This window comes from Flavobacterium sp. DSR3-2, assembly GCF_049896525.1.
GTDB lineage: Bacteria > Bacteroidota > Bacteroidia > Flavobacteriales > Flavobacteriaceae > Flavobacterium.
Window position 1 is genome coordinate 17,100 of sequence record NZ_JAFCUM010000011.1, and the last position, 16,186, is coordinate 33,285.

13 protein-coding genes, 1 tRNA gene and 1 pseudogene are annotated in these 16,186 nt (G+C 34.1%); 7 read left to right on the forward strand and 8 right to left on the reverse strand.

The features are described 5' to 3' along the window. Positions 1-77 precede the first annotated feature (77 nt). Entirely contained in the window at positions 78-1,754 is a 1,677-nt protein-coding gene (locus ACP7AV_RS12695; RefSeq protein WP_426065209.1) for an amino acid permease, read from the forward strand. A 390-nt stretch (positions 1,755-2,144) separates the two neighbouring features. Here the strand turns inward: ACP7AV_RS12695 and ACP7AV_RS12700 are convergent. Then, positions 2,145-2,218: transfer RNA gene (locus ACP7AV_RS12700), tRNA-Arg, on the reverse strand. Between the two features lie 94 nt (positions 2,219-2,312). Between ACP7AV_RS12700 and ACP7AV_RS12705 the strand changes: the two are divergent. Then, positions 2,313-2,824, forward strand: a pseudogene (locus tag ACP7AV_RS12705) (adenine phosphoribosyltransferase). On the opposite strand, the gene ACP7AV_RS12710 reads toward ACP7AV_RS12705, so the two are convergent. From ACP7AV_RS12710 to ACP7AV_RS12725, 4 genes are all read right to left on the reverse strand, one after another. Further along, complete coding sequence (locus ACP7AV_RS12710; RefSeq protein ID WP_091206227.1) at positions 2,814-2,960, reverse strand: SsrA-binding protein; 147 nt, start codon at positions 2,958-2,960, stop codon at positions 2,814-2,816. The pseudogene ACP7AV_RS12705 and the gene ACP7AV_RS12710 sit on opposite strands and share 11 nt — an antisense overlap. A 77-nt stretch (positions 2,961-3,037) precedes the next feature. After that, positions 3,038-4,921: a M56 family metallopeptidase gene (locus ACP7AV_RS12715; protein ID WP_426092265.1), complete on the reverse strand. Its 1,884-nt coding sequence runs from the start codon at positions 4,919-4,921 to the stop codon at positions 3,038-3,040. A gap of 23 nt (positions 4,922-4,944) precedes the next feature. Next, the gene (locus ACP7AV_RS12720) at positions 4,945-5,313 is read right to left on the reverse strand and encodes a BlaI/MecI/CopY family transcriptional regulator (protein ID WP_426092266.1); all 369 of its coding nucleotides are present in this window, start codon (positions 5,311-5,313) and stop codon (positions 4,945-4,947) included. A gap of 330 nt (positions 5,314-5,643) precedes the next feature. Further along, positions 5,644-6,861 (reverse strand): MDR family MFS transporter, encoded by a 1,218-nt coding sequence (locus tag ACP7AV_RS12725; RefSeq protein WP_426092267.1) that lies wholly within the window; start codon positions 6,859-6,861, stop codon positions 5,644-5,646. A gap of 96 nt (positions 6,862-6,957) precedes the next feature. On the opposite strand from ACP7AV_RS12725, the gene ACP7AV_RS12730 reads away from it, so the two are divergent. The 5 genes from ACP7AV_RS12730 (at position 6,958) to ACP7AV_RS12750 (ending at position 10,613) form a co-directional block, all read left to right on the forward strand. Continuing rightward, entirely contained in the window at positions 6,958-7,560 is a 603-nt protein-coding gene (locus ACP7AV_RS12730; protein WP_426092268.1) for a DUF1684 domain-containing protein, read from the forward strand. Beyond that, positions 7,560-8,213, forward strand: coding sequence for a TatD family hydrolase (locus tag ACP7AV_RS12735; RefSeq protein ID WP_426092269.1), 654 nt, complete (start codon positions 7,560-7,562; stop codon positions 8,211-8,213). The genes ACP7AV_RS12730 and ACP7AV_RS12735 overlap by 1 nt, the downstream gene beginning before the upstream one ends. 54 nt (positions 8,214-8,267) lie before the next feature. Continuing rightward, complete coding sequence (locus ACP7AV_RS12740; RefSeq protein WP_426092270.1) at positions 8,268-8,981, forward strand: tRNA threonylcarbamoyladenosine dehydratase; 714 nt, start codon at positions 8,268-8,270, stop codon at positions 8,979-8,981. Between the two features lie 61 nt (positions 8,982-9,042). Then, complete coding sequence (locus tag ACP7AV_RS12745; RefSeq protein WP_426092271.1) at positions 9,043-9,717, forward strand: HAD family hydrolase; 675 nt, start codon at positions 9,043-9,045, stop codon at positions 9,715-9,717. A 50-nt stretch (positions 9,718-9,767) separates the two neighbouring features. Beyond that, positions 9,768-10,613, forward strand: a complete 846-nt coding sequence (locus ACP7AV_RS12750; protein ID WP_426092272.1) for a DUF2911 domain-containing protein — start codon at positions 9,768-9,770, stop codon at positions 10,611-10,613. A 355-nt stretch (positions 10,614-10,968) separates the two neighbouring features. Here the strand turns inward: ACP7AV_RS12750 and ACP7AV_RS12755 are convergent, their stop codons facing one another. From ACP7AV_RS12755 to ACP7AV_RS12765, 3 genes are all read right to left on the reverse strand, one after another. After that, positions 10,969-12,693 (reverse strand): sodium:solute symporter, encoded by a 1,725-nt coding sequence (locus ACP7AV_RS12755; RefSeq protein WP_426092273.1) that lies wholly within the window; start codon positions 12,691-12,693, stop codon positions 10,969-10,971. Positions 12,694-12,815: 122 nt separating this feature from the next. Next, on the reverse strand, positions 12,816-15,347 hold the full coding sequence (locus tag ACP7AV_RS12760; RefSeq protein ID WP_426092274.1) for a PIG-L family deacetylase: 2,532 nt from the start codon (positions 15,345-15,347) through the stop codon (positions 12,816-12,818). Positions 15,348-15,505: 158 nt separating this feature from the next. Further along, on the reverse strand, positions 15,506-16,075 hold the full coding sequence (locus tag ACP7AV_RS12765; RefSeq protein WP_426092275.1) for a hypothetical protein: 570 nt from the start codon (positions 16,073-16,075) through the stop codon (positions 15,506-15,508). Between the last annotated feature and the right edge of the window lie 111 nt (positions 16,076-16,186).

A 16,186-nucleotide genomic window follows, 5' to 3' on the forward strand; every position in this document is an offset into this window, starting at 1 on the left:
AACAAAATTTATATTATTGCAAACTGCAAGTAAAAAGGCGTAAAAATAGATTAATTTTTTAATGATAAAATTTAGATATGGCATTTTCAAGTTTATTTAGAAGAAAATCAACAACAACAATAGTACAACAAGGCGGTGATGGAGATCACACCGAACTCCATAAGGTATTGACAGTTAGGGATCTTACTTTTTTTGGGATTGCTGCAATTATTGGTGGAGGTACTTTTAGCGCCATAGGAAATGCCTGTTTTTCAGGAGGTCCCGGAGTAGTAATACTTTATGTTATTTGTGCTATTGCCTGCGGATTTACCGCGATGTGCTACGCCGAATTTGCTTCACGTGTCCCGGTTTCTGGAAGTGCTTACACTTACGCGTATGTCTCTTTTGGGGAATTATTTGCATGGATCATCGGATGGGCGTTGATAATGGAATATTCTATCGGGAACATTTATATAGCTTTCTCTTGGAGTGGTTATTTTACGAATTTGTTGGAAACTTTTCAAATTCATTTGCCACAATGGCTCACGATAAATTATCAATCGGCACATTCTGCCTTTTTAGAAAATAAAGCCGGAGAAGGATTTAATGCTTGGCAAACTGCACCGATGCTGGGCAACTTGCGAATAATTTTTGATATGCCAGCCGTTGTAATCAATTTATTGATCACTTATTTAGTTTACAGAGGCACAAAAGAGTCCAGAAATATCAGCAATGTCATGGTAATGATTAAATTGGTGATAATAGTTTTGGTGATTATTGTTGGCGCTTTTTATGTAGATATTGACAATTGGACTCCGTTTATGCCAAATGGTTTTAAAGGAGTTATGGGTGGTGTTTCGGCAGTTTTCTTTGCTTATATTGGGTTTGATGCCGTTTCAACATTAGCAGAAGAAAGTAAAAATCCGCAACGTGATTTGCCTCGCGGAATGATTTATTCCTTACTGGTTTGTACTGTTGTCTATATTATTTTAGCGTTGGTAATTACAGGGATGGTGTCCTACACTTTGTTGGGCGTTAGCGATCCGTTAGCTGAAATATTTGCTTTAAAAGGCGTAAAATGGATGTTATTTATTGTTTCCATTGCGGCCGTGGTGGCTATGACCAGCGTAATGTTGGTTTTTCAAATGGGACAACCACGTATCTGGATGACAATGAGCCGTGATGGACTGATGCCAAAGAAATTTTCAGAAATTCATCCAAAATATAAAACACCGGGGTTTGCAACTATTGTAACGGGTTTAGTGGTTGGAATTCCAATTTTTTTCACCGATGAAAACTTCGTATTGGACTTTACAAGTATTGGGACTTTATTTGCTTTTGTGTTGGTTTGTGGCGGAGTTTTAATGTTATCTCCTCAAAGTGAAGCTGAAATTGCGGAGCGTAAGACCAATGGTAAATTCAAAATTCCATATATAAACTCCAAGTTTATTTTTCCTCTAATGGTTGTGGCTGCCGCATTTTTAATTCGATATTTATTTCCGACATTCTTTGTGGATACTTTCGATTTCTCTGCAGATAAAATGGCAACAAATAGCACGATGATCATTTTCTTTATTTTGTGTATCGTGATGGCAATTTTGTCATTCCTCAAAAACCTTTCTTTAATTCCGTTATTGGGATTAATTTCATGCTGTTATTTACTTACTGGAATGGCGGTTTCTAATTGGAAATGGTTTGGTGTCTGGTTGCTAATCGGATTGGTGTTTTACTTTTTTTACGGATATAAAAACAGTAAGCTTAATCCTAATAGGTAATACGAATAAAGGATATAAAATAAGCCGTTTCTGCTGCAGAAACGGTTTTTTTGTGTTTTGTAGTTAAGTTTTGAAAAAGATTTTAAACACAGATTTTAATAAACTCAACAAATAGATTGGTTTTCCACTGTTAAGTAAGTTTTGAACGGGTTGAAATACGATTTATCGATCGTGATTGCTCTTAAAGCTAAATAAGTTGTGTAAAGTCCATTTTCTATGAGCTTTCTTCGTAATATATAGCTTAACGACAATTTAGAAGTTGGGATTGGAGATCAATGATTTGAAAAGGTATTGTTTTTTAATGTTTTTGTACCTTATCTAAAAATTATCGGATTTAGTACACTTTTCGATACAATGCATAAAAAAACCCCAATATCTATTGGGGTTTTGTGACCTTGACTGGATTCAAACCAGTAACCTCTTGAGCCGTAATCAAGTGCGCTATTCAGTTGCGCCACAAGGCCGTTTCGCAAACCGTTTTATTATCTTGCTTGCGGGTGCAAATATAGGTATAAATGTGTAATTCGCAAGTGTAAAATTGTAAAAAAACAAAAAAATATAACGTTGAAAAATTATATCGGTGATATTCAGGGTTTTCCCAAAGAAGGAATTTTTTTTAAGACATTATTACATTGTTAATTGATCCCGAAACAAGGAATAAATGCCTTGAAATATTGCGTTCATCCTTAAAAAATAAAAAAATGGACACGGTAATACGAGTAAAGAGTCGCAGATTCTTCTTTGGGATGTTGATTGCACAGGAATTAAATGCTGGTTTTATTCCAGTTCGAAAGCCTAACAAGTTACCTTATGAAATCATTTCGGCAACGGACGATTTGGTATATGGAATGGATACTTTAGAAATTCATATCGACGCGATTCAAAAAGGAGATAGAATCTTACTTCACGATGATGCATTAGCAACTGGAGTAACGGCAAAAGCGGTATGTGAATTGTTTGAAAGTTTAGGCGGCGAAATAGTGCAAAGCAATTCCCTTAAGGAGTTAGCTTTCCTTAATGGAAAAGCAAAAATTAAAGACAATGATATTTTTGCCGTAATCACTTCTTAGATAATGCACGAGTGGTCACATAATATTTATAACCAATAATTGCCATTTGCCATTTCGTGGCTTTCGCCAAATCTAACCGCTGTTTGGTGAAACTAGGTAAAATGACTTTGTTGATTTGTGCTAGGATTTTATACATAGGATTTTATTTGGGTAAAGATATAAAAAAAGACGGTCTTGATAAGGACCGTCTTTTTTGGCTATTTAGGGGAGTTATTATTTTTTTCTTTCGCGTTCCAAGTTAGAATAATATTGTTCCATTTGTTGTTCGTACACTTTCATTTTTTTTTCAAAAACTTCCATTTCTTTATTGAATGGTTCCATTTTCTTATCAAATTCTCCCATTTGCTTATCGAAAGCTTCCATTTGAGGCTCTAGTTTTTTCATTTTAGCCTCGAAGTCTTCCATTTTCTTTTCAAACTCTTTCCAAGCTTTTTTATCTCCTTTAATTGGATCACCCTTAGGTGCTTTTGGTGCTTTTGGAAATGCAGGAGGAACTGGAGTTTTAATATTAAAAACTGGCGGTATTGGCGGCGTTGGAGGAACTGGTAAATTTCTCTCTTGAGAATATTGGATTCCATTTTTGGTTGTAATTCGGATTGTTTTATCATCTTTATTTACATCCATTCTCTCAATTGTATTTTGATCTAAACGTTCTAATTCATTTTGAGACACTTTTTCATTATTGATATAAATGTCATTCTCATTAATCATTTTCCTATGATTATTAGTAATGATTCGGATTTCCTGTTGGTTATCATTCTTATTGACATTCATAGTCGAAATTTCATTAGGATCTATTTTATCCAAATCATCTTCACTTACTTTTTTGCCGTTGATAAAAATTTCTTTTTCAGTTACTGACGGTGCATTTGGAGCAACAACAATACTTTTTTGATTGATCATTTTTTCATCTGAACCAAAATTTACAGTAAGCATTCCATCATCATTTTTAGATATTATAATTCCAAATTCATTTATGGCCTCAGTTCCTTTTGTTTCCATTTTCTGTGCAATTTCTTTTCCTTTTTTTAAATCAACTTTTATAGCGGTCAATTCGTTTTTGGAATTTCTTTTGATTCCGGAAAAAGTAGCAATTATGGCATAGTTTTCTATTAAATTACTTGATTTTTCTTTTAGTTCCTCATCAGTAGTATTTTTATTTATTTTGTATACATCGACTGAATTTTCATTTGTTTTTGAAGGTACCGTAATAATTTGTTCTGATTTTTTTTCCTGAGCAATGGTTTCAATTTGAAATAAAGATACAAAAGCCACTAAAACAGGAAGAATAAGTGTGTATTTCCAGGAATTCGATTTTTTTGATTGATTTTTGTTTAACATAACGATTCGTTTTTTGATTAATGATTGATAAAAATGATTAGTAATGGCAACACAATTTTCGTGTGTTGTTATTTTTAAGAGCGTAAACTGATACGCTTTTTTGTCGGATATCTTTTTTGTGGCTTCGTCGTCAGCAATGTATTCTAAGTTTTGTACAATTGCTTTTTTATAAAACCAAATAAATGGATTAAACCAAAAGACAATACAAAACAATCTTGAAATTAATACATCAACAGTATGATTTTGTTCACTATGCACTTTTTCGTGTTCCAAAATATTTTCTAATTCGGTGGTGCTGTATAAAGAAGAGTTATAAACAATAGTATTAAAAAAAGAGAAAGGAGCTAGGTTGTCTTGTATGTCTATAAATTTAAAATAAGCTTGACGTTTTACGGTTTTTCCTCTTAATACTTTTTGTAAACTGTAAAAATCAAAACCGAATTTAGTTAATAGATACAATGTGCCAATACAGTAAATTACCGCTAATCCCAAATAAATATACTCTTCAGTATGATCTTCATCAGCAATTGTGTTTATGGGTAATGATGACCAATTATAATTTACAGGAGTTGGTTCTACCCATATTATTTTTGTTAAAACCACTAACGGCAAAAGAACGGCAGTAAATAAACCCAATAAAAGAAACCAGCGATTGCTCTTAAAAAAGGTTTCTTTTCGCAACATAAAATAATAAGCAAAATAGAACAGTGCGATTAATCCACTAGATTTGAGAAGATAAAGATAGAATGATTCCATAATTACTGTTGTTACTGTAAAGTTTATATTTCCCCTTTTTGACTTTCAATCATTGCTAAAATCTCTCGTAATTCAGCTGCAGAAATTTTCTCTTCTTTGGCAAAATGCGATACCATATTTTTATAAGAACTGTTGAAATAATTATCGATGGCCGTATTCATAAAACGTTTTCTATAGTCTTCTAAACTCACGATAGGGTAGTATTGGTGCGTGTTTCCAAAAGCATTGTGCGACACAAAACCTTTTTCTTCCAGATTGCGAACAATAGTAGAAAGTGTGTTATAGTGAGGCTGATCTTCGGTGATTTCGGCCATGACTTCTTTTACAAATGCTTTTTTGAGCTTCCATAAAATATGCATTATTTCCTCTTCTTTATTGGTCAGTTTTTGCATGATTTTTTTATTTGAATCAAATGTACAACTATATTTATAGTTTACAAACTGTTTTTATAGTTATTTAACTAATTTTTTAGTTTTTATTAATTTTGATTTTTAAATCAAGGATATATGTTGCTGGTTTTTCTTGTTTAGAGAGTTAATTTGGAAAGACAGAAGCACTTCATTTCAGATGTGTTGTTTTGAAAACGAGGTCGCGTGAGGGATAGTAGCTAGCTACCAAAGTAGCGCGAATAGCCCGACCGCATTGATAAAAGGGGCAGTTTAAGCATCTAGTTAGTTTGCCCCTTTTAGGAATGGGGTCACGCCCAAAGAGTGATAATGGAATTAATTTTGTTCTTTTTGAACAAGTTTTTGCAACCAAATGCAACCTGCTACAGAAAGTATCCCTAAACTACCCATGACAAACCAGTTTGCCTGATAGCCAAATGTAGCAATGATTTGCAGACCAGTTTTAGAACTCGCAATATGTGCCAAACTGAAACTCATCGTAAACAAGGCCATGTAGCGGCCTTCATGCCCTTTTGGTGCTCGGCTCAAAGCAAAAGAGTTGGAAAAAGGGAAGATGAACATTTCGCCAAAAGTGATAAAAATAATGCTGAAAATCAGTATTCCAGCCCACATATTGATCATTAAAACATAGAAACTTAGGGACATCAGCAACGAACCCCAAAGTATAATTTTGAGCTTATTGATATCTTTTCTTTGGCTAAAACTGACTATTGGCATTTCCAAAAAGAAAATCAACAGTCCATTTAAGGATAATAAAAGTCCGCTTTGAAACTCCGTCAGCCCAAATTTTTCGTTGTGATATAAGGGTAAAGTCGTAAAAAGTTGAAAGAAAAGCATCGCCGTTATAAAACAGATAAAGAGAAAAATCCAGAATATTTTGTCTTTAAAAACGGAAGCAGGTATTTCGGTTTCGTTATTTGAGGTGTTTAAATCGGCAGGTCTTTTACGTTCTTTTACCAATAAGGTGAAAATCAAAATAGATACAATGCAAGAGCTTCCATCTACCCAAAATAATCCGCTGTAGCCTAAATTCATGATAATCAAACCTCCTAAAGCTGGTCCCGCGGTAAATCCTAAATTTACTGCTAATCGAACTAAAGTCAGTGCTCTGGTACGATTTTCAGGTTTAGCGTACGTCGCGAGTGAGACAAACATTGCGGGACGAAACATATCAGCGACGGTCATAATAACAAACATTCCTATGCATAATCCGTAAAAAGTTCGGATGTATTGTACAAAAAACAACAGAATTCCACTGGTGAACAAACTGAAAACCATTATTTTATAAAAACCTATTTTATCAGATAATTTGCCTCCGAGCCAGGAACCCAGCATAGAACCAAAACCAAAAGCAACCATAATCCATCCTACTTGTGCGTAGGAAAAATTCAAATCTTCTTTCAAATATTTGGACAAAAACGGCAAAACCATTGTACCGGCACGATTGATAAAAGTGATGAGTGTAAGAATCCAAATCTCTCTAGTAAAGCCTTTGAAATTATTTATGTAACGTTGAAAAGCAGTTTGGATCATATACTAAGTTATAATTTTGCAAAGGTAGAAAACTTTGTACCGATGCGTCTTTGTGTCCTAGTAACTTTTAAACTATTTTTGCATAAAAATAGAAACATGCGGATACTATTTACTTTACTTCTTTTATTGCAATTGAATTTAGGCTTTGGCCAAGAAAAATTTGATGTTTCGGCTGTAGCCAAATTCCAAAAGGAATTGAACGCAGAATATGCTGATGCAAAGACAAGTCCATTGATTGCAGAAGATTTAGCGGTTTTTAAAACGCTGGATTTTTATCCTGCAAACGAAACTTTTTTTGTGATAGCAAAATTGGTAAGAACCCAAAAAGAGAAACCTTTTGAGATGGAAACTTCAACGGACAGAAAACCTTTGTATGTAAAATATGGAGAACTTTACTTTACAATTAACGATCGTGATTTTGAACTGAATGTCTATAAAAACATTGAACTTTCAAAAAAGAAGGAATACAAAGACTATCTATTTCTGCCGTTTTCTGATTTGACTTCGGGTGCCGAAAGTTACATTGGCGGAAAGTACGTTGATTTAAGAATCCCGAAAGGTGATTCGATTGTGATTAATTTTAACACCTCTTACAATCCTTATTGTGCTTATAATTACAAGTATTCTTGTCCAAAGGTTCCTCTGGAAAATGATTTAGATATTGAGATAAAAGCTGGAGTCAAAAAGTTTCACGACTAATGGAATTCTTTAATCTGCATACGCACAAATGGACTAATCAACTCAATGTGTTGGAAATAGTAAATCAATATCCGCAGGAATTTGATGCAACGATTCCGTATTATTCCATCGGAATTCATCCGTGGTTTATTGTTGAGGAACGAATAGAGGCTGATTTGGCTGTAATTGAAAGTAAAATACAAGAGAAAAATTGCCTCGCTGTTGGCGAATGCGGATTGGACAAGCGCATCGAAATTTCGATGGAATTGCAACAAGTAGTTTTCGAAAAGCAATTGCTTTTGGCACAAAAACATCAACAAGCAGTAGTGATACATTGCGTCGCGGCTTTTCAGGAATTAATTGCAATTAAGAAAAAATTGAATATTTCAGTTCCAATGCTGATTCATGGATTTTCAAAAAATGCACAACTTGCCAAACAATTAGTGGACAATGGATTTTATATTTCGTTTGGGAAATATTTATTGCTGAATAAGGAATTAGAAGCTGTTTTTAAAAGCGTTCCCAATTATCGATTCTTTCTAGAGATGGATACGGTGGAGGAAGGAATTGAAGCAGTTTATGAATTGGCAGCAAAATACAAAGAAATTTCCGTCAAAGAAATTCAAGAAATGGTGAATAATAATTTTTTGGAAGTATTCAAGATTAAAATTTAAATATATATAAATTAAAGCTTTATAATTTTAAAAATTAAACAATAAATTAAAAAAATGGCAGAGTGGACAGAAAGAGCCGAACTTTTATTTAAAAAAGAAGGTTTAGATAATTTGAAAAATGCAAATATATTGATTGTAGGATTGGGTGGTGTTGGTTCTTTTGCCGCTGAATTTTTGGCAAGAGCAGGAGTGGGAAATATGACTATTGTTGATGGTGACGTAGTTGATATTACTAATGTAAACCGACAATTACCTGCTTTACATTCTACTGTGGGACAACCCAAAATTACTGTTGTTGGGGATCGATTAATGGACATTAATCCAGAGTTGAAATTGATTCGCGTGCAAGAATTTCTTTCACCGGAGCGCGCTTTCGAAATTGTTTCAGAGGAGTTTGATTATGTTTTGGATTGCATCGACAGTGTCACTCCAAAGTTAAATTTAATTATTGGCGCCAAGCGAAAAAGAGTAAAAATCATCAGCAGTATGGGCGCGGGCGGCAAAATGGAAGCTTCTAAAGTGAAAGTAACCGATATTACCAATACGGTGAATTGTTTCTTTGCTAAAACCATCCGAAGACGATTGAAAGAATTTAAAATTGATAAATTGAAAGTGGTTTTTTCTTCTGAAATTCAAGATGAGACGAGTTTAAAAATGACAGACGGATCCAATTTTAAAAAGTCATTTTACGGGACAAACAGTTACATGCCGGGATTATTTGGTTTGTACGCTGCAGAAACCGTGATTCGTTATTTGCTAAAGAAATAGTATTCATTTTTAGCCTTCGTATTAAAGATTAAAACTCATAACTCACAATTTATAATTTCAAATGATACAAACCGTAATTTTTGACATGGATGGCGTAATTGTCGACACTGAACCCGTACATCGTTATGCTTATTTCAAACAATTTAATGAATTAAATATTACTGTTACGGAGGAAATGTACACCTCATTTACTGGTTTTTCGACTCGAAATACGTTTCAGAAATTGAAAGAGATTTTTGTAATTGAACACGAAGTTGAAGATTTGATTCAAAGAAAACGTACTATTTTTAATGATGCTTTTGACAGTAAAGCTGATTTGGAATTACTGGAAGGTGTTGAAAGTTTTATTAAAGAACTGCATCAAAACGGAATGCAGTTGATTCTGGCTTCTTCAGCATCCAAAGTTACTGTTGAGCGAGTTTTTAACCGGTTTAAATTGCATGAGTATTTTACGCATGTTGTAAGCGGAGAAGATTTTCCAAATTCGAAACCAGATCCTGCTATTTTTGAACATGCCGCTAGTTTGTCAATTGCCCCAAAAGAGAGCTGTATTATCATTGAAGACAGTACGAATGGAATAAGAGCGGCGAAAGCTGCAGGGATTTTTTGTGTGGGTTACAACAGTATTCATTCTGAAGCTCAAGATTTATCGGAAGCTGATGTTGTAATTAATCATTTTAATGAATTGGGTTTTGATATCCTTAAGGATATTCAGTCTAAATTAAGAAATAATTAACAATAGAAAGCCACTGAATTTGTAAATTTGGAAACATAAAAATTTGAAACATGAAAAAAATAATCATTGTATTTGCCATTATTATAGCAAATTTCACTATCGAGGCACAAGTTAAAACACCTCAATCGAGTCCGAAATCTACCATCATGCAAGCAGTAGGTTTGACAGATGTAGAAATTAATTATTCAAGACCAAGTGCAAGAGGAAGAGCCGTATTTGGTAATTTAATTCCTTTTGGAAAAGTGTGGAGAACAGGAGCGAATGAAAACACAACCGTATCTTTCAGCGACGATGTAATTATTGATGGAAAAACTTTGAAAAAAGGAAAATATTCGTTGTACACAATTCCAAAAATAGAAAGCTGGGAAATAATTTTTTATAAAACTACGGATAACTGGGGTAATCCAGAAGAGTGGAAAGAAGAAAATGTAGCACTTAGAGCTACAGTTAAGCCAGAAACTTTAAATAAAAGTGTGGAAACATTTACTATGGGAATTAGCGGTTTAGATAACAATTTTGCCTTTTTAGAAATATATTGGGAGAACTCTTATGCAGCGTTAAAATTTGAAGTGCCTACACAACAAAAAGCGACAGCTAATATCGAGAAAGCATTAGCGGGACCAGCTGCTGCGGATTATTTTTCTGCCGCTCAATTTTTATTTCAATCGAACGGGGATAATGCAAAAGCTTTGGTTTATGTAAACAAAGCATTGGATATGAGTAAAGATAAACCGTTTTGGTTTAACAGATTAAAGTCATTGATTCAAGCCAAACTTGGAGATAAAAAAGGAGCAATTGAAACTGCGAAATTATCTCTTGCCGCGGCTGAAATTGCAAAAAACCAAGATTACGTAAAAATGAATAAAGACAGTATCGCAGAATGGAGTAAGAACTAATTATTTTAATTTTTTTACAAAAAAAACCCGTTTCAAATAGATGAAACGGGATTTTTTTTGTTTGAAAAATCAGGCATTATCATTTTAAATGTAGCGCCTAATACCATTTTATTTTTGTAATAACCTTAATAAACAATTGCGCTGTTTGTCATTTTGAGGAAATGGAAATCTCCTTACGTAATTCAGATTGTGTGATTCCGTCTTCATCGGAATTAAAATATTACAAATAAATATTCCAGTGTTTTTAAAAATAAAAGGATACCATCATTATGATTTGCAAATCTTAAGTTAATAGATTTACGAAACTAAAACACAATCATTTAGTTCAGAAATTAAAGAGCGACAGTACTTTTATTTAAGCAGTAATCCCTCTCTGTTTTCTGAAAATCGTCCATTGTAATAGCAACGAAATTACTATCGTTAACATTGCTCCGATGAAATTAAGCCATAAATACCCAAGTTTTTCTTCACCGCTTGGAAAGATGTAAATCGCGTAATAGTAAATGATAAAAATAGTAAGTTGACTGACAACAGCACTGTAAAATATAGCTTTTGATTGAACTTTGTGTATGTAAAAACCAACCAGGAAAATTCCCAATACAGTTCCGTAAAATATAGATCCAATGATGTTTACCAATTGGATTAAATTTTCAAACAGCGTCCCGATGCAGGCAAAAAGTATCGCAATAATTCCCCATAATAAGGTAAAGAATTTGGTAGCATAAAGATAATGCCTTTCTGACTTTTCCTCTTTGACATTTCGTTTGTAAATATCAATTGCAGTAGTGGATGCTAATGCATTCAGTCCGGAAGCGGTTGATGACATTGCTGCTGAAATGATAACAGCCAGCAATAATCCTATAAGTCCTTTGGGTAAATAGTTAAGAATAAAGTGAAAAAACACATAATCTTTGTCATTCGTTTCACTATTGCTATCAGCTTTTATAATTATTTCTTTAGCTCGATCTCTTAAATCTTTTTCTTTATTGGACAAAGCCACTAATTCTTTTCGAAGGATTGGATTGTCATAATCTTGATTGAGTTGATCGATGTACAAAAGATTAATCACTTTTTTATCCTCCGATAAATCGTCTAGTTTTTTCTCCAAAGCATTGTATTCGCCTTTGAAAGCCGATTTTTCAATCATTGCTTTGTTGTTTGGATTAAAATTTAACGGTACAGGATTGAATTGAAAAAAAACAAAAACCATTACTCCAGTAAGTAAAATAAAGAACTGCATCGGTACTTTTAAGAGTCCGTTCATAATCAGGCCCATTTGACTTTCCCGAACAGATCTTCCGGATAAATAACGTCCTACCTGAGATTGATCCGTTCCAAAATAAGCCAACGCAAGGAAAAAACCGCCTGTGATTCCGCTCCAAAAAGTATATTTTTCTTCCGGGTCAAAAGAGAAATTGACAATGTTCATTTTATCATTCGCGCCGGCAATATGCAAAGCACTGGTAAATGTCATATCATTTGGTAAATAATGCAATATCAGAAAGAATGTGATGAACATTCCGGACATGATTACAAACATTTGCTGTTTTTGAGTTACATTCACCGCTTTTGTGCCGCCCGAAAAAGTATAAATGATTACCAATACACCAATTATAATATTCATGTAAGTAAGATTCCAACCCAATAGTGCCGATAAAATAATCGCTGGCGCATAAATGGTCAATCCAGTTCCTAAACCTCTTTGGAACAAGAAAAGAATGGCTGCAAGAGAACGGGTTTTTAAATCAAATCTTTTTTCAAGGTATTCGTAAGCCGTGTAAACTTTGTATTTGTGATACAGAGGAATAAAGGTGACACAAATTACCACCATGGCAATAGGCAATCCAAAGTAGAATTGTACAAATCCCATTCCGTCATGATATGCTTGTCCCGGAGTGGAAAGAAACGTAATTGCACTAGCTTGGGTCGCCATCACGGAAAGTCCCACAACATGCCACGGTGTTTCATTATTTCCCAGAATAAAGTCTTCTACATTTTTACTTCCTTTGGTTTTCCAAGCACCGTAAATTACTATGAACAGTAAAGTAACTACGAGTATAATCCAATCAAATAATTGCATAATTTAAGAGTATAATTTCATGATGAGACAAAAGATCAAGATGTAAATAGCATTAGCCACAAGCACCCATGTGTAGTTCTTTTTCCAGGTTTTTATTTTTTTTGTTTCCATTTTTGGTAGCGTTAGTGCTTTATATTTTTTGCAGGAATAGTTTCGGATGATTTCAACGAGATGATATTTGAAATTAATTTATAGGCACCGGCAACGCCTTCAGGTAATTCTCTAAAAAAGCTTAAACCTGTATAAATGTAATGGCCTTTTCCATATTGAGCTATCAGTAAAGCACCATTTTTTGGTGTTTCTCCTTTATCATTTGAAGATAGAATAGGAGTGAAGGCTTTGTCGTATTCACTGGGATAATACAAACCTTGCTCTTGTTTCCAGTCTTGAAAATCTTTAGTGGTAATCTTATTTGGGAAATTCAAAACCGGATGGTTTGCTGCCAAAAATCGGACTTCGGCATCTTCCTCCGTTACTCTGTCGCGGGACAGTTTCAACGGATAAGGTGCAATATTATCGGTTACAAGATCACCGGCAGTATTGTATTGAACTAGCATTGTTTTTCCACCTTTTACAAAATCAAAAAGAATGTTTTGCTTATTTGCCAATGCCGCAACGGTGTTGTAAGCACGAACACCAGTTATCACGACATCAAAATTTTCTAATTTTTCAGGTGTTATTTCTTCGGGTTTTAGCAGGGTAACAATGTAGCCCAATTGTGTTAAGCTGCTAGGAACTTCATCTCCGGCACCCATAATGTATGCGATTTTTTCACCATTTGTTTTTAAATCCGTTTTAATGCATTTGGCTTCAGCCGATTTTAAAACTTGCTGTTTAGTGATGTGGTCGTAATTAATGATGATTTGCTCTTTGTCAAATTGCTTGTTATCAATAATTGCAACACTTTTTGCTGTTGCCTCTTCGGATTTGTTAGGTGCAATTACTTCAAAATAGACAATTTGCTCGGTTCCCTTTTTTTGGATATTGAATGGAATTGATTTAGGAGAAACATTCCAGTTTTCAGGCAGTTGGAGTTGGAGATTTCCTTTTACTTCATCTTTCCCAGCTTTAATTTTTACGCCTACGTATTTAATCTTCGTGTCTTTAAAAATCAGTACTTTGTCAATTATTGAAGTGGTAACTTCAGGAACTATATCCAGATAATTATACACTTCGCCTTTTACATCATCATTGTATTTATAAACAACAGTTCGTTCAAATGGGATTTCAATTCCGTTGATTTGAACGTTAAACACCACTTTAGTTTCCCTAATAATATCTGGAATCCCTATGTTTTGTTGCTGATTTACGGCATACATTCCCACGGTTCCTTTTTCTTTTAGCCAATATGGTTGTGTGTAGTTAATTGATTCGGGCAATTTAAAATCCAGCTTTATATTGTTTAGAATATTGTTTTTTAACTCGCGATTTTGAGGTATTGTAATTTGATTTGGAAGAGCGGTCACACTCATTAATTGAATAGGTACTCCGCTTCTGTTAATGGCTTCAAGCTTCAGTTTTATAGTGCTTCCCGGAGTGGCCTCCTGATTTTGAGCTACGGCTTCAAGATACAAACCCGAACAGGCTGCTATAATTTCTTTTATGGATGAAGATTTCAATGGGGCCCAATGATTTTCATCCAAAGCTTTCATCATAGTGTAGGCTTTCGCCAAATTTGGAATACTTGCCGCAGGATTTTTATGGTCGAATTCAGCTTTGATGGTTGTCAACAATTCTCCGATTGCTTTTCCTCCTTTTACGCGGTTCCAAGAGGTATCGATTCCTTCAAATAATGATTTTTTGTCTGTTAAAGCACTTCCATTTATAAACTCTAAATATTCTGTTTCTTCGCCACGTGCACCAGTGCTGCCAAAACCTTGCGATTGATGACGGCTTCTACTTAATGCTGCTATTTCTTGATTTGATTTTCCTAAACCGGCATAATATACGCCAGTTTCTATTGCAATTAAGTTCTTTTTATCGGCGGCATTAAATTTTTCGAGAGTTCCATAAAACCACCAAGAGGTATTGAAAAACTGACGCTTGGTTTGCCAAGGTTTTACAAATTGCAATTGTTCCGGAAAAATGGCTGGATTATTGGCCAGTTCAAAACTTTCTACACTCAACATTGCCGATGAAGTGTGATGACCGTGTGTAGTCCCTGGAGATCGATGATCAAACCGGTTGACAATTACGTCGGGCTGAAATTTCCTTATGGCCCAAACAACGTCAGCCAATACTTTCTCTTTATCCCAAATTTCTAAGGTTTCTGTTGGATTTTTAGAAAACCCAAAATCATTGGCACGGGAAAAAAATTGTTCTCCACCATCAATTTTTCGGGCTTCAATAAGTTCTTGTGTTCGTACTACCCCCAATAATTCCCGTAGTTGCGTTCCTATTAAGTTTTGGCCGCCATCACCACGTGTCAACGATAAATATCCTGTTCTTGCTTTTTGTTCATTGGATAAATAAGAAATTAGTCGGGTATTTTCATCATCTGGGTGCGCTGCGATGTACAGTACTGATCCAAGAAAATTAAGCTTTTCAATTTGATGATAAATTTCAACGGAATTTAATTTTTGTGGTTGTTGCGCAGTTGTAATTTGAAAACAAACCAGAATTGTTACAATGATTAGGCTGAGTTTTTTTTGCATTCTTTTAAATTTAATTTGCAATAGCTTCAAATGTAGGAATTAAATATTTTTTTCTGAAATTTTTTTAGTTTTCTTTAAAGAATAATAGTTCGATTGAACAAAAAAGAGAGAAAACTAATTGTAGTTTTCTCTCTTCTTTTTTGATGGTATTTTAAAGCTTAATCTCTATCTTCTCCATGTCCATGTTTATTCCCACGACCATGTTTATAATTTTTATTTTCTTTATGATCATCATTTTCTCTATGATCATCATTATCATTTTCTCGATGACTGCTGTAACGTCTGCGGTTGTCGTATTGTTTACGGTTATCATATTGTCTGTTATTCACATACACTCTGCGGTCGTTGTTATATCCTATATTTCTTTGTTCTCTAGGATGGTATCCTCTATAATATTTGGTTTTATGGTTTCTAAAGTTGTTATAAGGTCTAGAACCATGGTAATCATTTAATACTACTTTGTATCCATTATATAAATCATAGTTTCTGTATTGACTAGGCAACTGTCTGGAACGAATCCACCTTCCACCACCAAAATAAATAAATTGTGTGGCTCTAATATCATAGTAGGATTCAACATCAGGTAAGTAATAGTAGTCTACGTTCGAATATCCTACTGGACCCCAAGATGGAGCGGTTCCTATATTTACATTTACTGAAACTTGCGCTTGTATTGTACTGGAGGCAAAAAGGATAATTCCTACGGCAATTAATTTTAGTGTTCTCATCTTTTTAAATTTTTTTGTAATTATTTATTGGAACTCTTTTTATTTTCTGTTTATCGATTTTCAACAACTGTGCCAGCGTGAAATAATTAACTTTTTTTTAAGATTTGATTA